General features: G+C 71.4%; 20 protein-coding genes. 8 read left to right on the top strand and 12 right to left on the bottom strand.

The window, feature by feature from the left end; translation table 11 throughout:
- Positions 1-45: 45 nt before the first annotated feature.
- From VKG64_03475 to VKG64_03430, 10 genes are all read right to left on the bottom strand, one after another.
- Positions 46-906, bottom strand: a complete 861-nt coding sequence (locus VKG64_03475; protein ID HKB24092.1) for an alpha/beta hydrolase — start codon at positions 904-906, stop codon at positions 46-48.
- Between the two features lies 1 nt (position 907).
- Positions 908-1,696 (bottom strand): 5-oxoprolinase subunit PxpA, encoded by a 789-nt coding sequence (locus VKG64_03470; protein ID HKB24091.1) that lies wholly within the window; start codon positions 1,694-1,696, stop codon positions 908-910.
- A gap of 10 nt (positions 1,697-1,706) precedes the next feature.
- A complete protein-coding gene (locus VKG64_03465) occupies positions 1,707-3,032 on the bottom strand; it encodes an aspartate aminotransferase family protein (GenBank protein HKB24090.1) in 1,326 nt (441 codons plus the stop codon).
- Positions 3,029-3,964 (bottom strand): biotin-dependent carboxyltransferase family protein, encoded by a 936-nt coding sequence (locus tag VKG64_03460; protein HKB24089.1) that lies wholly within the window; start codon positions 3,962-3,964, stop codon positions 3,029-3,031. The genes VKG64_03465 and VKG64_03460 overlap by 4 nt, the downstream gene beginning before the upstream one ends.
- The gene (gene pxpB, locus VKG64_03455) at positions 3,961-4,671 is read right to left on the bottom strand and encodes a 5-oxoprolinase subunit PxpB (GenBank protein HKB24088.1); all 711 of its coding nucleotides are present in this window, start codon (positions 4,669-4,671) and stop codon (positions 3,961-3,963) included. The genes VKG64_03460 and pxpB overlap by 4 nt, the downstream gene beginning before the upstream one ends.
- Before the next feature lie 4 nt (positions 4,672-4,675).
- A complete protein-coding gene (locus tag VKG64_03450) occupies positions 4,676-5,464 on the bottom strand; it encodes a putative hydro-lyase (GenBank protein ID HKB24087.1) in 789 nt (262 codons plus the stop codon).
- A gap of 36 nt (positions 5,465-5,500) precedes the next feature.
- On the bottom strand, positions 5,501-5,755 hold the full coding sequence (locus tag VKG64_03445) for a hypothetical protein (GenBank protein ID HKB24086.1): 255 nt from the start codon (positions 5,753-5,755) through the stop codon (positions 5,501-5,503).
- The gene (locus tag VKG64_03440) at positions 5,752-5,952 is read right to left on the bottom strand and encodes a hypothetical protein (GenBank protein HKB24085.1); all 201 of its coding nucleotides are present in this window, start codon (positions 5,950-5,952) and stop codon (positions 5,752-5,754) included. Before VKG64_03440 ends, VKG64_03445 begins: the two co-directional genes overlap by 4 nt.
- A 92-nt stretch (positions 5,953-6,044) precedes the next feature.
- Positions 6,045-7,046 (bottom strand): hydroxyacid dehydrogenase, encoded by a 1,002-nt coding sequence (locus tag VKG64_03435; protein ID HKB24084.1) that lies wholly within the window; start codon positions 7,044-7,046, stop codon positions 6,045-6,047.
- A 27-nt stretch (positions 7,047-7,073) separates the two neighbouring features.
- Positions 7,074-7,838 carry a methyltransferase domain-containing protein gene (locus VKG64_03430; protein HKB24083.1) on the bottom strand — a complete coding sequence of 255 codons (765 nt, stop codon included), beginning with the start codon at positions 7,836-7,838 and terminating at the stop codon, positions 7,074-7,076.
- A gap of 13 nt (positions 7,839-7,851) precedes the next feature.
- Here VKG64_03430 and VKG64_03425 point away from each other — a divergent pair, with 13 nt between their 5' ends.
- From VKG64_03425 to VKG64_03415, 3 genes are read left to right on the top strand one after another with little or no spacing between them, the layout of a single operon-like run.
- On the top strand, positions 7,852-8,820 hold the full coding sequence (locus tag VKG64_03425) for an NAD(P)-dependent oxidoreductase (GenBank protein ID HKB24082.1): 969 nt from the start codon (positions 7,852-7,854) through the stop codon (positions 8,818-8,820).
- Positions 8,817-9,320, top strand: coding sequence for an arsinothricin resistance N-acetyltransferase ArsN1 family A (locus VKG64_03420; GenBank protein ID HKB24081.1), 504 nt, complete (start codon positions 8,817-8,819; stop codon positions 9,318-9,320). Before VKG64_03425 ends, VKG64_03420 begins: the two co-directional genes overlap by 4 nt.
- A gap of 57 nt (positions 9,321-9,377) precedes the next feature.
- On the top strand, positions 9,378-9,824 hold the full coding sequence (locus VKG64_03415; protein ID HKB24080.1) for a CBS domain-containing protein: 447 nt from the start codon (positions 9,378-9,380) through the stop codon (positions 9,822-9,824).
- Positions 9,825-9,835: 11 nt separating this feature from the next.
- On the opposite strand, the gene VKG64_03410 is transcribed toward VKG64_03415, so the two are convergent.
- Together VKG64_03410 and VKG64_03405 are read right to left on the bottom strand one after the other, a co-directional pair.
- Entirely contained in the window at positions 9,836-11,089 is a 1,254-nt protein-coding gene (locus VKG64_03410; GenBank protein ID HKB24079.1) for an HlyD family secretion protein, read from the bottom strand.
- Positions 11,090-11,125: 36 nt separating this feature from the next.
- Positions 11,126-12,379: a [Fe-S]-binding protein gene (locus VKG64_03405; GenBank protein HKB24078.1), complete on the bottom strand. Its 1,254-nt coding sequence runs from the start codon at positions 12,377-12,379 to the stop codon at positions 11,126-11,128.
- 123 nt (positions 12,380-12,502) lie between these two features.
- Between VKG64_03405 and bamD the strand changes: the two genes are divergently transcribed.
- Genes bamD through VKG64_03380 form a run of 5 tightly spaced genes read left to right on the top strand, consistent with a single transcriptional unit; the run spans position 12,503 to position 17,116 of the window.
- Entirely contained in the window at positions 12,503-13,240 is a 738-nt protein-coding gene (bamD, locus tag VKG64_03400; protein HKB24077.1) for an outer membrane protein assembly factor BamD, read from the top strand.
- A 5-nt stretch (positions 13,241-13,245) separates the two neighbouring features.
- Entirely contained in the window at positions 13,246-14,304 is a 1,059-nt protein-coding gene (locus VKG64_03395) for a GntG family PLP-dependent aldolase (protein HKB24076.1), read from the top strand.
- Positions 14,305-14,312: 8 nt separating this feature from the next.
- Positions 14,313-15,290: an ABC transporter ATP-binding protein gene (locus tag VKG64_03390; protein HKB24075.1), complete on the top strand. Its 978-nt coding sequence runs from the start codon at positions 14,313-14,315 to the stop codon at positions 15,288-15,290.
- Positions 15,291-15,298: 8 nt separating this feature from the next.
- Complete coding sequence (locus tag VKG64_03385) at positions 15,299-16,285, top strand: dipeptide ABC transporter ATP-binding protein (GenBank protein HKB24074.1); 987 nt, start codon at positions 15,299-15,301, stop codon at positions 16,283-16,285.
- 30 nt (positions 16,286-16,315) lie between these two features.
- The gene (locus tag VKG64_03380) at positions 16,316-17,116 is read left to right on the top strand and encodes an alpha/beta fold hydrolase (GenBank protein HKB24073.1); all 801 of its coding nucleotides are present in this window, start codon (positions 16,316-16,318) and stop codon (positions 17,114-17,116) included.
- Positions 17,117-17,216 lie beyond the last annotated feature (100 nt).

Genomic DNA, 17,216 nt, shown 5'->3' with positions numbered 1-17,216 from the left:
GCGTGTCCACGGGCGACTCAGTAGACCATCGCCGCGGGGAAACGGTCAAGCGCGACAGAACTCCTCGATCGCGCGGCGCATCTCCTCGGGGCGCTCGGTCGGAATCCAGTGCCGCGCGTCGAGCCGGACGATGCGGCAGCGCGGGACGCGGGCGAGCCACCGCTCGGTGATCGCGGGGTCCGTGAACGCGGCGCCGGTCGAGAGCAGCGCGAGCCCGGGCGCGCGCAGCGTCTCCGGATCGGGCAGGCGGTCGCTGACCGCAAGCAGCATCTGGAGGTAGGCGGCCGTCGCCGTCGTGCGGAGGTCGAGGCTCCACGAGGCATGGCGCTTCACGAGGACGTCCAGACCGGCGCCGGGCGCCACCGCCGCGCGCGTCTCCCGGTCGAATTCGGCGAGGTCGAGGGGCCGGAGGCGCCGCCGCCGGAGGCCGAGGGCGTTCAGCGCGCGAACGAGCCCGACGACCGGGACGAAGAGCGCTCTGAGCCGCGCGACCGTTCCGAGCGTCCCGGTGAGCGCTTCGCACGGCATCGGCTCGATGAGGACGAGCCGCGCCACGCGGTCGGGATGACGGCTCGCGAATTCGATCGCGACGTTGGCGCCGAGGCAGTGGCCGACCAGCACCGCGCGCGCGTAGCCCTCGGCGTCGAGGATCCCGGCGAGGTCGGCGCACCACTCGCCCATGCCGAGGCGCCCGCGCCAGGCGGAGGCGCCGTTGCCGCGGAGGTCGAGGCGCAGGATGTCCCAGTCCGCCTTCAGCGAGGTATGGGCGACGAGCTCCGACCAGCGGGTCGCGTTGCTCGCGAGGCCGTGGAGGAGGACGACGACGCGGCGCGGGGCGGCCGGCCGCCAGAGCCGGTAGGCGACCGTCGCGCCGTCAGGCGTCGCGAGCGAGCGTGCGACGTCCAGCTCAGGCCTTGGGCAGCCACTCCCGAAGCGGCTTCACCGTGCACCCCGCCTTGACGAGTCCCTCGCGGACCGCGACCACGATCTTCTCCGCGCCCGGGCTGTCGCCGTGGATGCAGATGGTCTCGACCTTGACGTCGATGACCTTGCCGCTGATCGTGCGCACCTTCCCCTCCAGCACCATCCGCACCGCCTGCTCGGCGGCCTTGGCGGGGTCGGCGACGAGCGCGTCCTTGCCGAGCTTGCGCGAGACGAGCTGGGCGTCATCAGCGTAGACGCGGTCGGCGAAGCCCTCGGCAGCGACGCGCAGGCCCTTGACCTTGCGCGCCTCGGCGTCGTATTTCGTCATCGCCATCGTCATCAGGATCAGCTCGGGGTCGAGCTCGAGGACCTGCTCGGCGGTGGCGCGCGCGAGAGCCAGGTTCTCCTCGAACATGTGGTACTGGATGCCGTGGGGCTTCACGTGCTGGAGCTTCACGCCCGCCGCCCGGACGAACGCGCCGAGCGCGCCGGTCTGGTACCGGTGATAGTCCTTCAGCTCCTGCGGCGTGACCTCCATGCGGCGCCGGCCGAAGCCCATGAGATCGGGGAGCCCGGGGTGCGAGCCGATCGCCACGCCGTGCTTGACCGCGTTCTCCACGGTCTTCCGCATCACGTGCGGGTCGCCGCCGTGGAAGCCGCACGCGACGTTCGCCGAGGTGATGTGAGGCATGATCTCGTCGTCGGCGCCAAGCGTCCAGCGCCCGTAGCTCTCGCCCATGTCGCAGTTGATGTCGATGTGCTTGGTCGCCATGTCGAGCCCCCTACGCGCGCGCCGTCACCCTGGCAAGCGCGTTGATCAACCGGTCCACGTCCTCGTCCGTCATCGCGAGCGAGCAGGCGCCGAGCCCTCGCGGCGTCAGGAGAATGCCCTCGTTCAGGAGGCCGAGGAAGACGCGCAGCGGCGCCTCCGCGTCCTTCGGGCGCGCCGAGCGGTAGTCCGTCAGCGTCTCGGGCGTCCAGTGGAGCCAGAAGAGCGAGCCAGCGCCGGTCGCCTGGCCCTTGCGCCGGGTCGCAGCCAGCAGGCGCGTCACGCCGCCGCGCAGCCGCTCGCCGAGCGCGTCGAGCCGCGTGTACGCTTCGGGCGTGAGCGCGTTCAGGGTCGCGAGGCCCGCGGCCATCGTCACCGGGTTGGCGTTGAACGTCCCGCCGTGGCTGATGCGCGCGCCGCCCTTGCGCGGGTCGTAGAAGCCCATGACGTCGGCCCGGCCGCCGAAGGCGCCCACCGGGAGGCCACCGCCGATGATCTTGCCGAACGTCGTCAGGTCCGGCCGGACGCCGAAGCGCTCCTGAGCCCCGCCCCACGCGATGCGGAACGAGATCACCTCGTCGAAGACCAGGAGGATCCCGTGCCGCTCGGTGACGGCGCGCAGGCGCTGCAAGAAGCCGTCGGCAGGCGCGATGAGCCCGGCGTTGCAGAGCATCGGGTCCACGAGCAGGCACGCGAGCTGCGGGCCTTCCGCCTCGAGGATCTGCTCGCACGCCTCCGGGTCGTTCCAGGGCAGGACGACGACGTGCTTCAGCACCTGCGGCGGCAGCCCTGCCGACCAGGCGACCGACTTCGGGCGCTTCCGGCTCCCGCCCGCCTTCGGGTCGCCGGAGACGCTCACCATCACCCAGTCGTGCGTGCCGTGGTACGCGCCCTCGAACTTGGCGATCTTGTGCCGGCCGGTGAAGGCGCGCGCGAGCCGCACCGCGTTCATCGTCGCCTCGGTCCCGGAGTTCGTGAAGCGGAGGCTCTCGACCGACGGCACCCGGCGCTTGAGCGCCTCGGCGAGACGGATCTCGTGCTCCGTCGGGCCCGGGAACGAGAGGCCCTGCTCGGCCGCCTGCTGGACCGCCTTCACCACGTCCGGGTGGGCGTGGCCCAGGATCAGGCTCGTGTAGTTGCCGTTGAAGTCGAGGCGGTCGGTGCCGTCGACGTCCCAGATGTGGGCGCCCTGCCCGCGCTGGATGTAGAACGGGTACGGGTCGAAGAACGTGGTCGTCCGGCTGTTGCCGCCGGGCATGACCGCCAGCGCGTCGTCGTGCAGCGCGCGCGAGCGGGCCGTCTTCGCGGTGTACTCTGCAAGCTCCTTGTCGACGCTCATGCGGTCTCCTCTCTCAGCGCTCCCTCGAGGGATGCGTCCCACTGGCGCAGCAGCCCGTGCGCCTCTTCCACGGTGACGGCGCGGAACCGCACGGACTGGCCGGGCTTGACCTGGCCGATGCGGCCGATATCGAACGAGCAGACGGTCGCCACCTTCGTGTAGCCGCCCGTGGACTGCCGATCCACGAGCAGCACGATCGGCTGGCCGTCCCCGGGCACCTGGATCGAGCCGAGCGCGATCCCGTCGGAGATGATGTCGTGGCCGCGGGTGTGCGGGATGCGCGGGCCGCGCAGGCGCGCGCCCATCCTGTCGGACTGCGGCAGCATCTCGTACGAGCTCCCGAGGAGGGCGCCGATGCCCTCCTTGGTGAAGCGGTCGGCCTGCGGACCGAGCACCACGCGCAGCGTGGGCTCGCCGCCGTACTCCGGCACCGCACGCGACGCCACGCGCCGCGCCGGCGGCGGCGGCACCGGGCCGAGGCGGAGCTGGTCGTCTTTCCGGAGCGCGCGACCCTCCAGGCCCCCGAGACGCCCACGCAGGTACGTCGCGCGCGAGCCGAGCACGGGCGGCACGTCGAGCCCGCCCGAGAACGCGATGTAGCCGCGCACGCCCGAGCGCGCCGGGCCGAGCCGCACCACGTCGCCGGGCTTCAGCGCGACCGTGGCCCAGCGCGGCGCCTCGCGGCCATTCACCGTGAGCTGCATGTCGGCGCCGGTGACGGCGATCGCGCGTGGCGTCTGCACCTCGAAGCGCGGACCCGCGAGCGTGCACTCGAGCGCGGCGGCGCCGTCGGGGTTCCCGACGAGCCGGTTCGCGAGGACGAACGCGAAGCGGTCCACGGGCCCGGAGGGCGGGATCCCGTAGCGGAGCTGCCCCGCCCGCCCGAGGTCCTGCACGGTCGTCTGCGGCCCCGGGTCGAGGATCCGGATCACGCGATCACCGGCGCGTAGGCGCGCGCCTCGACGCGGGCCAGGATCCGATCGTACTCGACGCGGTCGATCGGGCGGAAGCGCACGCGGTCGCCCGGACGCAGCAGGGTCGGCTCGCTCGCGTCGGGATCGTAGAGCCGGAGCGGCGTGCGGCCGAGGACCCAGAATCCGCCCGGGCTATCCACGGAGTAGATGCAGCATTGCGTGCCGCCGATCGCCACGCTGCCGGGGGGCGTCTTCGTGCGCGGCGTGTCGAGGCGCGGGAGGTGGATGCGCTCGGGCATGCCCGTCATGTACGGGAGCCCGGGCGTGAAGCCGATGAAGTAGACGACGTACTCGGCCCCGCTGTGGAGCCTCACGAGCTCGCCGGGCGGCAGCCCGAGCCGCTCCGCCGCCGCCTCGAGGTCGAGGCCGAGCTCGGGGTCCGCGTAGCAGCACGGCAGCTCGATCGCCCGCGAGGGCGGCAGGGCCGCGGTCGTGGCCTGCGGGGCGAGCTCGGTGATCCGCGCGCAGAGCTCGTCGTAGCCGACCTGGCGCGGGTCGTAGTAGACGAGCAGCGCGCGGAAGCTCGGGACCATCTCGACGACGCCCGGGAGGGCCTTCTGCTGGATCAGGTACTCGAGGGCGCGCACCCGCGTGTTCACCTCGACGCTGATCTCCTCGCCGAGCTCGATCGAAACGGCGAGGTCACCGGCCGGCTGGAACCGCAACGGCCTAGAGCGCCGCGAGGGCGGAGTTCGGCAGATCGGTGATGAACATGTGCCCCGGGCTGTGCGTGATCATGAACGAGGGCTTCGAGGCGAGCGCGACGGCCTGGGGCGTGACGCCGCACGCCCAGAACACCGGCACGTCGCCCGGCCTGAACTCCTGCGCGTCGCCCCACTCGGGACGCGCGATGTCCTTGATGCCGATGACCGCGGGGTCGCCGATGTGGACCGGCGCGCCGTGGGCGCCGGGGAACCGGGCGCTCGCGGTCACCGTCTTGGCGAGGTCGGCGGGAGCGATCGGGCGCATCGAGACGACCATGGGCCCGTGGAACACGCCCGCCGGGCGGCACTGGACGGACGTGCGCCACATCGCGACGTTCTTCCCCTGCTCGACGTGCCAGAGCCGGATCCCGGCGTCGAGCAGCGCCCACTCGAACGTGAACGAGCAGCCGAGGAGGAACGCGACGAGGTCGTCCCGCCAGTAGGGCGTCGCGTCCGTCACCTCGTCGGCGAGGACGCCGTCCTTGTAGATGCGGTACTTCGAGATGTCCGTGCGCAGGTCGGCGCCCCGGGCGACACCCACGGGCTCCGCGGAGCCGACGTCGGTCACCTCCAGGAGCGGGCACGGGCGCGGGTTCCGCTGGCAGAAGAGCAGGAAGTCGTAGGCCAGGTCCTTCGGGAGCACGGCGAGGTTCGCCTGGACGAAGTTCTGCCCGAGGCCCGCCGTGATGCCCGTCAGCTTGCCCCGCCGGATGTCCTGCCGGATCTCCCTCGGATGGCGCGTGTCGATGGGCATGCAGCGATTCTACCTCCAATATCGCATTTCCCGCCCTCAGCCGAGCAGCCGGTCGTAGTCGGCGTGGCCGCCGATCCAGAACCAGACGAAACCATCAGTGACCTCAACGGCGAGAGCGCGGTGGTGACCACCTACGCGCGCAGACCAGAAGCGTCCAACTTTCTTGAAGTGAAGCGACGGGTGACGCGGATCCTGTTTGAGGCGCTCGAAGGCGAGATCGGCGAGCTTCTGGATGTCCTCGGGCAAGGATCTGTAACGTGCCCAGAAGTCGGGGGACGCGTGGTGGGTCAGAGGGGCTTGGTCTTACCGGTCGCGTGGTCGCGAAGCGCCTTTTCGGCAAGGCCGTCGAGCTTTCCGTCACGGACATCACGTTCAAGCTGGCGATCCCAAGCCGCCCAATCGAACTCGAGGAACCATGTACGAAACTGGGCAAGCTCCTGCGGGGAGAGGGACTGCACCTGCTGCTCGATCTTCTCGACTTTACTCATGACAACCACCCGTGGGTGCATCTTAGCATCGCCTCTTCCGGCTGGCTAACGTGCGATCGCGAGCGACCGACGCCGCTCATCGGCGCCGCTCCCTACCGCTGGCCGAGGCGCGGCCACACGTCGGGGTTGACCAGCACGTCAGGCCGCGCGCCGCGCAGCACGCGCAGCATCTCGCCGCAGACCTGCATCGCCGCCTGGCGCGTCGCCTCGCGCGTGACGCCGGCGACGTGCGACGAGCAGACGACGTTCTCGAGGTTGAGCAGCGGGTTGTCCCGTGGCGTCGGCTCCTCCTCCCAGACGTCGAGGCCCGCGGCCGCGAGCCGGCCGCGCGTGAGCGCCTCGAAGAGGGCGCGCTCCTCCTGCACCGGGCCGCGCGAGGTGTTGACGTAGATCGCGCCCGGCTTCATGAGCGCGAGGGTCTTCTCGTTGATCATGTGCCGCGTCTCGGGCGTGAGCGGCGTGTGGCACGTGAGGACGTCCACCTGCGGCAGCAGCGCCTCGAGGCTCTTCACGGGCTCGGCGCCCCGGCGCCGGACCTCGTCGTCGGGGACGTACTTGTCGTAGCCGAGGACGCGCATGCCGATCGCCCCCGCGAACTTCGCCACGCGGCGGCCGACGTTGCCGACGCCCACGATCCCCAGCGTCTTGCCGGCGAGCTCCGTGTTGGGCGCGTTGCCGGCCGCCCTGCGCTTGGCGCCCCAGTCTCCCCCGCGCGTCATCTTGTCGATCAGAAGCGTGCGCTTGACGCAGACGAGCATCAGCATCAGCGCGTGCTCGGCCACGGCCTGGGAGTTCGAGCCCGGCGCGTGGACCACCGCGACGCCGAGCCGCGTCGCGGCGGGGATGTCCACCGTGTCCAGGCCGACGCCGTGCCGGCCGATCACCTTGAGCTGCTTGCAGGCGCCCATGAGGCTCGCGGTGCAGCTTGGCCGGATCCGGAACAGGATCCCCTGGGCGTCGGCGGCGGCCCGCGCGAGGCCGGCCTCGGTCTCGTCCTCGCAGACGACGACGCGCGCCTCCTTCTCGAGGAGCGCCTTGCCGTCGGGATGGATGGGGCCTGCCAGCACGACCAGCGGGCGGGAGTCGGCGGCCATCGAGCGATCTCCTTTCGTCGCGAGCGGCTATTTCCAGGCGGCCAGGACGAGCCGCGGGGCGTCCAGCGAGAACGGCGTGCCGTCGAGCCCGCCGTAGAGCTCGACCCGGCTCCAGCGCTCGGGGCGCAGCATCGCCGAGAGCTCGTGGGCCGAGTAGAGGCGGATCTCGCTCTCGCCGATCAGCTCCTGCGCGGTCTCCTTGCTCTTGGCCGTGGCGCGCTTGAGCCGGAACCACCGGGCGCGCCAGCGGCTCGTCGCCGGGTCGAACGCGTTCTCGATGCGGAGCGTCCAGCCGTTCACGCGCTTGCGCTCCTCGGGCGGGAGCGAGCGCACGAGCTGGTCGCGGTTGCGCGTGTCGAGGACGAAGCAGCCGCCCGGCTTGAGCGCGCGCCAGAAGCGGTCGAGCAGCAGCCGGTCCTCGTCGTCGGAGAAGAAGCCGATCGAGCTGAACAGGTTCACGGCGAGGTCGAACGCGCCCGAGAACTCCATGTCGCGCATGTCCTCGCACGCGAGCGTCAGCTCGACGCCCGCCTCGCGCGCCGCCTTGCGCGCGCGGTCGAGCTCGGTCTCGCTGAAGTCCACGCCCGTGACCGCGAAGCCGAGGCGCGCGAGCTCGATCGAGTGGCGGCCGAAGCCGCACGGGGCGTCGAGGACGCGGGCGGGCGGCTCGAGCGCGGCGAGGCCGGCGATCCACTGGACCTCGCTCGCCGCGTCGGTCGGCGACTCGAAGGCGTGGGAGATCTGCGGCCACGCCTCGCGGAAGAACCGCTCGCTCCGGAACACGAGGGGCATTATATTCCCGTTCATGACCACGCTGGTGACCGGCGCGTTCGGCTGCATCGGCGCGTGGGTCGTGCGCGGCCTGCTCGCGGGCGGCGAGCGCCCCGTCGTCTTCGACCTCGCCGACGATCCCTGGCGCCTGCGGATGCTCGTGGCCGACGACGTCGCGCGCCGGGTGACGGCCGTGCGCGGCGACGTCACCGACCGCGACGCGCTCGGCCGCGTGGTGCGGGAGCACGGGATCCGCCGCATCGTCCACCTCGCCGCATGGCAGGTGCCGCTCTGCCGTCAGGACCCGGTGCGGGGTGCCTCGGTCAACGTCGTCGGCACGGCCAACGTCTTCGAGGCCGCGCGCGCGGGCCGCGTCGAGCGCGTGGTCTACGCGTCGTCGGCCGCCGTGTTCGGCGCGCCCGGCCTCTATCCGCCCGGCCCCGTGCGCGACGACGCGCCGCGGCTCCCGGCGACGCACTACGGCGTCTACAAGGTCGCCAACGAGGACACGGCGCGCATCTCCTGGGAGGAGCACGGGATCCCGTCCATGGGCTTCCGTCCCCTCTCCGTCTACGGGCCCGGGCGCGACTTCGGCGTCACGGCCGATCCGACCCTCGCGATGAAGGCGGCCGTGCTCGGCAAGAAGTTCCAGATCCGCTGGGGCGGCTCGACCGATCTGATCTACGTGGCGGACGTCGCCCGCGCGCTCCTGGCCGCGGCGGACTCGCGGCTCGAGGGCGCGCGGGTCTACAACCTCCACGGCGCGTCGGCGGCCATTCGGAACGTCGTGAAGCTGATCGGCCGCGCGTGGCCCAGCGCGGACGGCCTCATCAGCCACGTCGAGCAGCCGATGCCCTTCCCCGCGGCGCTCGACGACACGCGCTACCAGAAGGACCTCGGCCCCGCGCCCGCGACCACGCTCGACGCCGGCGTGCGCAAGACGCTCGACGAGTTCGCGCGCCTGCAGCGGGAGGGGCGCCTCGACGCGCGGGAGCTCGCGTGACCGAGTCCCGCGTCCGGCTCGCGACGCCGGCGGATGCCGAGGCGATCTGTCGCATGTACAACCAGGGGATCGAGGACCGCGTCGCCACGCTCGAGACCGAGCTCCGGACGCCCGAGGAGCGCCGGCGGTGGCTCGCCGGCCGGAGCCCCCGCCATCCGGTGATCGTCGCGGAGACCGCCGGGGACCTCGTGGGCTGGGGAAGCCTCAACGTCTTCAGCCCGCGCGAGGCCTACCGCTTCGTTGCCGACTTCTCGATCTACGTCGAGCGCGCCTGGCGCGGCAAGGGCGTCGGGCGGGTGCTGCTCGAGCGGCTCATCGCTCTCGGCCGCGAGCACGGCTTCCACAAGCTGGTCCTCTCCGCGTTCCCCTTCAACGAGGGCGGCATGGCGCTCTACACGAAGCTCGGCTTCCGGACCGTCGGCGTCTACAAGGAGCAGGGCCGGCTCGACGGCGAGTGGGTCGACACCATCATCATGGAGAAGCTGCTCGACCCGCGGTAGACTGGGCCTCACTCTTCCCTGAGCAGTGACTGGCCCGGATCGCTGGGGGTGTCGGCGATGAAGAAGCTACGGGACATCATGCGCCACGGATTCCTCTTCACGGTGAAGCGCAGCGCCACGGTCGCCGACGCGGCCCGGTCCATGGCGGCCAACAACGTCGGCATCGTCGCGGTCCTCGACGGCGACCGGCTCTGCGGGGTCTTCTCCGAGCGCGACGTCGTGCAGAAGGTCGTGGACCGCGGGCTCGACCCCGCGCGCACGCCGGTGGCCGACGTCATGACCTCGCGGCTCGTCGTCGCCGACGCCGACGAGGACTACCAGTCCGCGATGCAGAAGATGGACCAGGCGAACATCCGCCACCTGCCGGTCGTCAGCGGCGAGCGCCTCCTCTCCATGCTCTCGATCCGCGACCTCATGCGGGTTGCGATCGAGGACCACGGTGCGGAGATCGAGTACCTGAAGGAGTACCTCTACCAGGTGCCGGGCGGGCCGAAGACGGCGTAGCGCCCGCGCCGCTACTTCACGCGGATCGAGACGACCGCCGACATGCCCGCGCGGAGGGTGTGCGGGTTTCCGTAGTCCTTCGGATCGAGCACGATCTTCACCGGCACGCGCTGGACCACCTTCACCCAGTTGCCGGTGGCGTTCTCGGGCGGCAGGAGCGAGAAGCGGGCGCCGGTGCCGGCGGCGACCGAGTCGACGATGCCGTGGAACCGCATGCCGGGGAAGCCGTCCACGCGGACCTCGACCGGCTGGCCGGCCCGGATGCGCGCGAGCTGGCTCTCCTTGAAGTTCGCGAGCACCCAGACGTCGTGGAGCGGGACGATCGCGAGCAGCGGCTGGCCCATCTGGACGATCTGCCCCATCTCCACCGACCGCTTGGAGACGAGGCCGTCGAGCGGCGCGCGGATCTCGGTGTACTGGAGCTGGAGCTCGGCGAACGCGAGGTCGGCCTGCGTCTCCTTCAGCCGGGCCTCCGCGCGGCTCACCTCGGCGTCCTTCATCGCGACCTGGTGGGTCTGGCTCTCCGCGTGGGCGAGGGCGGCCCGCGCCTCGGCCACGCGCTGCTTGGCCTGGTCCACAGCGTGGAGACGCGAGCCGAGCTCGGCCTCGGTCTGCTCCACGTCGCGCTCGGTCGCGACGAGCCGGCGCTGGATCGCCTCGACGGTCGAGGAGCCGGTCTCGGAGGCCGCCTCGGCGCGGTCGAAGTCGCGGCGCGCGACGAGGCCGTCCTTGAACAGTGCGCGCTGCCGCTCGAGCTCCCGGACGGCCTCGCGCTGGGCGCTCTCTGCGCCCGCGAGGTCGGCGCGCATGGCGGCCACCGCGGCGCGCTTGGCCTCGAGCCCCGCGCGCGCCTGGTCGACCGCCGACTCGGCCCCGCGCACGGCGACGATCGCCGCCTGGAGGCTCGCGCGCGCCTGGGCGATCTGCGCGGTCGTCGACTCGCGCGTGAGCGGCACGTCGGAGCGCGCGGCGCGCAGGGCCGCCTCGGCCGTCGCGACGGCGGCGCGCGTCTGGGCCACCTTCGCCTCGTAATCGCGCGGGTCCACGCGGACCAGCAGCTCGCCCTGCTTCACGGCCTGGTTGTCCCGCACGCGCATCTCGGCGACCGGGCCTCCGACCTTCGCGCTGATGGGCGAGATCGTGCCCTCGACGTAGGCGTCGTCGGTCCAGACGTAGTGGGCCGACTGGTACCAGGCCCAGCTGCCGTACGCGAGCGCGGCCACGCCGACCGTGACGCCGATGATCAGGATGACGCGCGCCCTCACGACGGCCGCGCCTCCCCCCCGGACGCGACGCCGGCGCTAATCGTGAGCGAGCGGGATCAACCGTCCCGCTGCGTCGAACGGCAGCGGCGCGGGATCGGTAAGCCGCTTGAGCTCGGGCCGCTTGGCCAGCTCGGGCAGGAAGGCCTCGGACACCTCGATCTCGCCCAGCATCAGCGTGCTCCGGATGCGGATGACGCGCGCCTTCTCGGGCGGCGTGAGCCCGATGCACGACAGGGCCGTCTCGATCGCCTCCCGGTCCGTGTCGTACGCCGGCGGGATCTTGGCGCCGTTGGGCGCGCACGCGGTGATCGCGTTGATCAGCGTCGGCTTCATGTCGATCTTGTCCACGAGCCGACGCGTCGTGAAGTCGGCGTTGCCGATGCCGATGGCGTTGCCATAGCTCTCCTCGGTCAGGTCGAGCGCGACGATCCACAGGATCTTCGGGTCGGCCGGAAACGGCTCGTGTGGGTTCGACGGCCGCCCGATGACGTTCGTGTCCATGCCGGCGCCCGAGATGTTCTTGCCCATCTCCTCGACGACCAGCACGTCGATCGGCGAGAACGGCAGCCGCGCCATCCACTCGCGCGCGTCCTTGAGCAGGCGGCGCTCGCCGGCCTCGAGGTTCTCGGCGTTGAAGGCCTCGATGCGCGCGGTCTCGTCGTAGCCGTTCTCGACGACGCCGACGCCGAAGCCGATGCGGGCCTTCTTCAACATCTCGCGGCCCACCGCCGTGATGACGGTCTCGTAGCCGTGGTGGATGTTGGCGCGGTGGTACTGGATCGCGCCCTTGTACTTGCCGAGCCCGATCGTCATCATCTTGAACAGGCCCGACTCGATCGTGCCCTTGAAGTCGGTGTGCGGCTTGACGCGGTTGACGAGGCCGATCCAGTCGGCCTCCGAAGCCCAGCGGTCGAGCCACACGGGCAGCCCGAGCGCCTCGCCCACCTGCACGACGTCCATCGTCGCGCGGATCGGGCAGCCCATCGCCGCCTCGGTGATGCCGTAGTGCTCGAGGACGGAGAGCTGGCCCTCCGGGGTCCCGCCGCCGTGGCTGCCCATCGCGGGGAACACGAAGGGCCGGGCGCCGAGGTCCTTGAGCCACCGCACCGTGGCGCCCACGACGACGTCGATGTTGGCGATGCCCCGGCTGCCCGCCCCGACCGCGACGGTGTCGCCCCGCTTGATCCGGACCTCGGCGCCCGCGAGCGCCGCGGCGACGGCCCGCGGGATGTCGGCCACGCGGGAACGGGGGAAGGTCTGGCGCACCCGGAGCATGCGCGGCACGGCCATAAGAACGCCTCCTGGACGGTTCCGTAATACCGGGCAGCGCCGCGGAAGTCAAAGCGTTTTTTGCCCGTGGACTTGTGTTATAAGTATGGGCCAGTTTTCATGGTTGGCTCCCCTGTCCCGTGCATGCGCGTACTCCTCGCAGGCCTGCTCCTGGTGGCGGGCGGCTGCGGCTGGATGAAGCCCGCGCCGACGCCGATCCTGCCGGCGGAAGAGCTCTCCTCGATCGGCGAGCAGGACCTCGCCCGGAAGCGCTACGACGATGCCCGCGCGAGCTTCAAAAGGATCGTCGAGCGCCACCCGACCTCTTCGTACGCCGCGCGCGCCCGCTTCCTCATCGGCGAGACCCACTACCGCGAGGGCGACTTCGACAAGGCGATCGCCGAGTTCGATTTGTTCATGTCGTTCTATCCGCGTCACCAGATCGCCGACCTCGTCCAGTACCGGCTCGCGATGAGCTACTACGACCAGATGAAGCCGGTCGAGCAGGACCAGGGCCTCACCCAGAAGGCGCTCGACCAGTTCAGGAAGCTCGTCAAGGAGTACCCCGAGAGCCGCTACGCGACCGACGGGCTCGCCAAGATCGACATCTGCCGCGGGCGGCTCGCGCAGAAGGAGGTCTGGGTCGCCAGCTACTACTTCACTCAGGGCAATCCGAGCAACGCCCGGCAGCGGCTCGAGCTGGTCCTCCGGGACTACCCGCGGTCGCTCGTGGTGCCCGAGGCGCTCTACCTCCTCGCCGAGGTCAACTTCTACGAGGGCAAGAACGCGGACGCGGTCCGGCTGCTCCGCCGCCTCTCCGACGAGTACGGCTACACCGACTTCGGACGGCGCGCCGCCCAGCGCCTGCGGGCCCAGAGGTAGCGGCCGTGCACGACGTCGTCGACCTCCGCTCCGACACGCTCACCCTCCCGACCCCCGCGATGCGCGAGGCGATGGCCCGCGCCGAGGTGGGCGACGACGTCTGGGAGGAGGACCCGACCGTCAAGCGCCTGGAGGCGGTGGCGGCCGAGCGGCTCGGCAAGGAAGCCGGCCTCTTCGTCGCCTCCGGCACGATGGGCAACCTCGTGTCGGTCGTGAGCCACACGCGCGCCGGCCAGGAGGTCGTCCTCGACCTCGACTCGCACATCTTCAACTACGAGGTCGCGGGCTCCGCCGTCATCGGCAACGTCCAGATGCGCCCCGTGAAGACGGCGCGCGGCTTCCTCTCGCCCGAGCAGGTGCGCGAGGCGCTCCGCCCCGCGAACATCCACATCCCGCCGACGGGGCTCGTCTGCCTCGAGAACACGCACAACCGGCACGGCGGGACCTGCTGCACCCCCGAGGAGATCGAGGCCGTCGCCGCGGTCGCGCACGGCGCGGGCGTGCCCGTCCATCTGGACGGCGCGCGCCTCTTCAACGCCGCGGTCGCGCTCCGGCGCCCGGCCGCCGAGTTCGCGCGCCACGCCGACTCGGTCACGTTCTGCGTCTCGAAGGGCCTCGCCGCGCCGGTCGGCTCCGTCGTGTGCGGCGCGCGCGACTTCATCGCGCGCGCCCGGCGCGTCCGCAAGATGGTCGGGGGCGGGATGCGGCAGGCCGGCGTCCTCGCCGCGGCCGGCCTCGTCGCGCTCGAGCGCATGGTGGACCGGCTGGCCGAGGACCACGCCAACGCCCGGCGGCTCGCCGAGGGGCTCGCGAAGCTCCCGCGGCTCCGGGTGGACCCGGCGAACGTGCAGACGAACATCGTGATCCTCGCGGTGGAGCACCCCCGGGGCCCCGGCGCGGCGCAGGCCACGACGGCCGAGCTGGTCGCGGGCTGCGCCGCCGCGAAGGTCAAGATCCACGCGATCGGCCCCGCGTCGATTCGCTGCGTCACACACAAGGACGTCGACGCCGAGGACATCGAGCGCGCGCTCGCGGCCCTCGGCGAACTCACGGGTAAGCTCTAGGGGGAGCCATGGCCGAACGGCTTCTGGACGTCAAGGGCTTGAAGACGTACTTCTTCACCGACGAGGGCGTCGTGCGCGCCGTCGACGGGGTGGACCTCTACATCGACAAGAGCGAGACGCTGGGCATCGTCGGCGAGTCGGGCTCGGGCAAGAGCGTCACGGCGCTCTCGATCATGCGGCTCATCCCCACGCCGCCCGGCCGCATCGTCGAGGGCACGATCACCTACGCCGGCCGGAGCCTCCTCGAGCTGCCCCCCGCCCAGATGCGCAAGATCCGCGGCAAAGAGATCTCGATGATCTTCCAGGTACCGATGACCTCGCTGAACCCGGTCTTCACGTGCGGGGAGCAGATCGCCGAGGCCGTCCGCCTCCACGAGCGTCTCGGCCGCCGCGACGCGATGGACAAGACGATCGAGATGCTCAAGCTCGTGCACATCCCCAACGCCGAGCGCCGCGTGAAGGAGTACCCGCACCAGCTCTCGGGCGGGATGCGCCAGCGCATCATGATCGCCATGGCGCTCTCGTGTAACCCCAACCTCCTCATCGCCGACGAGCCGACGACGGCGCTCGACGTGACGATCCAGGCGCAGATCCTCGAGCTCCTGAACGAGCTCAAGGCGAAGCTCGGCATGGCCATCCTCTTGATCACCCACGACATGGGCGTGATCGCCGAGACGGCGCAGCGCGTGATCGTCATGTACGGCGCGCAGGTCGCGGAGGAGGCGCCGGTCAAGGAGCTGTTCAAGGAGCCGCTCCACCCCTACACGCAGGGCCTCCTCCGATCGATCCCCCGCATCGATCTGGCGGCGACGCAGCGTCAGAGGCTCGAGGCCATCCCCGGCACCGTGCCGACACTGCGCGGCGACGTGAAGCCGGGCTGCCGGTTCGCGCCGCGCTGCCAGTTCGTCATGTCGAAATGCACCGAGAGCGATCCGCGGCTCAAGGAACTCCGGCCGGGCCACAAGGTGGCCTGCTTCCTCTACTGAGGCGCGCCATGGTGGAACCCCTACTCAGGATCAAGAACCTCAAGAAGTACTTCCCGATCCGCGGCGGCCTCTTCTCGCGCGAGGTCGCGCGGGTCCACGCCGTGGACGACGTCTCCTTCGAGATCCTGCCCGGCGAGACGCTCGGGCTCGTGGGCGAATCGGGCTGCGGCAAGTCCACGACGGGCCGGTCGATCCTGCGCCTGATCGAGCCGACGTCGGGCGAGGTGTGGTTCCACGGGCAGAACGTGACGACGCTCGACAAGCGGTCGCTACGCGCGCTCCGGAAGGAAATGCAGATCATCTTCCAGGACCCGTACGCGTCGCTGAATCCACGGATGACGGTCGGCTCGATCATCGGCGAGGCGCTCGTCATCCACAAGCTCGCGCCGAACCGCAAGGCGCGCGAGGAACGCGTCGTGCAGCTCCTCGAGACCGTCGGCCTCCAGCCCGATCATCTGCGCCGCTACCCGCACGAGTTCTCCGGCGGCCAGCGCCAGCGCATCGGCATCGCGCGCGCGCTCGCGGTCAGCCCGAAGCTGATCGTCGCCGACGAACCCGTCTCGGCGCTCGACGTCTCGATCCAGGCGCAGATCATCAACCTGCTCGAGGACCTCCAGGCGAAGTTTGGCCTCACCTACCTCTTCATCGCGCACGACCTCTCGGTCGTCGAGCACATCTCGACGCGCGTGGCCGTGATGTACCTCGGCAAGATCGTCGAGATCGCCCCCGCGAAGGAGCTCTACACGAACCCGAAGCACCCGTACACGGAGGCGCTCCTCTCCGCGGTGCCGATCCCGGACCCGACGATGCGGCGCAAGCGCATCCTCCTCGAGGGCGACGTGCCCAGCCCCATCAACCCGCCCTCGGGCTGCCGCTTCCACACGCGCTGCGCGCTCCGCGTGCCCTCGTGCTCCGAGAACGAGCAGGTGCTCAAGGAGGTCTCGCAGGGCCACTGGGTCGCCTGCCAGGTCCGCACCGGCGTCGCGATCCGGTAGCACCGCGCGCCTGCCGGCGGCAACCCCCCAATGCCGAGGGTCCGCGTCGGGGACATCGAGATGTTCTACGTGGAGGCCGGCGCCGGCGACCCCGTCGTCCTCATCATGGGCTTCGGCGGCGACCACACCGCCTGGGCCTTCCAGCTCCGCCCCTTCGCCGAGCGCTACCGCGTGATCGCGTTCGACAACCGCGGCGCGGGGCAGACCGACCAGCCGGACACCCCCTGCACGATCGCCCTCATGGCCGACGACACCGTGGGACTGCTGGACCGGCTCGGCGTCGAGCGCGCCCACATCGTCGGCGTCTCGATGGGCGGGATGATCGCCCAGGAGCTCGCCCTCCGCGCGCCGCGGCGGGTGCGCTCGCTCCAGCTCCACGCAACGCTCGCGCGGCAGGACGCCTACATGCGGGCGCTGCTCGACGTCTGGCGCGTCCAGCGCGCGAAGCTCTCGCTCGAGGAGCGGCTGCGCTCGATGGCGCTCTGGCTCTTCGCGCCGGTGACCTACGCGGAGCGGCCCGAGCTCGTCGAGGCCGTGCTGCAGACCGCGATCGCCAACCCGCACCCGCAGTCGCTCGCGGGCTTCCTGCGCCAGGCCGAGGCGGTGGAGGAGCACGACACGCTGGACCGGCTCGCGGCGATCCGCTGCCCGACGCTGGTGACGGTCGCCGAGGAGGACACGCTCGTGCCGCCGCGCTTCGCGCGCGAGCTGGCGAAGCGCATTCCCGGGGCCGAGCTCCGGCTCGTCCCCGGCGCGGGCCACGGCTACATGTGGGAGCGGCCCGACGCGTTCAACGCGATCTGCCTGGACTTCCTCGCGCGCGCCGGGTGATCAGCCGCCGAGCGCGGCGCGGACGGCGTCCAGGAGCTCCGCCCGGCCGAACGGCTTGCGGAGCGTCCGGACCGCGCCGAGCGCGACGGCGTCGCGGAGG

The organism is Candidatus Methylomirabilota bacterium (assembly GCA_035260325.1).
In the GTDB taxonomy this organism is placed as follows: Bacteria; Methylomirabilota; Methylomirabilia; order Rokubacteriales; family CSP1-6; genus AR19.
This window is presented reverse-complemented; position numbering and strand designations above follow the sequence as displayed.

Coding starts and splice junctions, on each gene's coding strand:
- VKG64_03415 (HKB24080.1), top strand. CDS start 9,378: ATGAAGAAGCTACGGGACATCATGCGCCACGGATTCCTCTTCACGGTG.
- VKG64_03380 (HKB24073.1), top strand. CDS start 16,316: ATGCCGAGGGTCCGCGTCGGGGACATCGAGATGTTCTACGTGGAGGCC.
- bamD (HKB24077.1), top strand. CDS start 12,503: ATGCGCGTACTCCTCGCAGGCCTGCTCCTGGTGGCGGGCGGCTGCGGC.
- VKG64_03405 (HKB24078.1), bottom strand. CDS start 12,379: ATGGCCGTGCCGCGCATGCTCCGGGTGCGCCAGACCTTCCCCCGTTCC.
- VKG64_03465 (HKB24090.1), bottom strand. CDS start 3,032: ATGAGCGTCGACAAGGAGCTTGCAGAGTACACCGCGAAGACGGCCCGC.
- VKG64_03470 (HKB24091.1), bottom strand. CDS start 1,696: ATGGCGACCAAGCACATCGACATCAACTGCGACATGGGCGAGAGCTAC.
- VKG64_03390 (HKB24075.1), top strand. CDS start 14,313: ATGGCCGAACGGCTTCTGGACGTCAAGGGCTTGAAGACGTACTTCTTC.
- VKG64_03385 (HKB24074.1), top strand. CDS start 15,299: ATGGTGGAACCCCTACTCAGGATCAAGAACCTCAAGAAGTACTTCCCG.
- VKG64_03430 (HKB24083.1), bottom strand. CDS start 7,838: ATGCCCCTCGTGTTCCGGAGCGAGCGGTTCTTCCGCGAGGCGTGGCCG.
- VKG64_03435 (HKB24084.1), bottom strand. CDS start 7,046: ATGGCCGCCGACTCCCGCCCGCTGGTCGTGCTGGCAGGCCCCATCCAT.
- VKG64_03450 (HKB24087.1), bottom strand. CDS start 5,464: ATGCCCATCGACACGCGCCATCCGAGGGAGATCCGGCAGGACATCCGG.
- VKG64_03440 (HKB24085.1), bottom strand. CDS start 5,952: ATGAGTAAAGTCGAGAAGATCGAGCAGCAGGTGCAGTCCCTCTCCCCG.
- VKG64_03425 (HKB24082.1), top strand. CDS start 7,852: ATGACCACGCTGGTGACCGGCGCGTTCGGCTGCATCGGCGCGTGGGTC.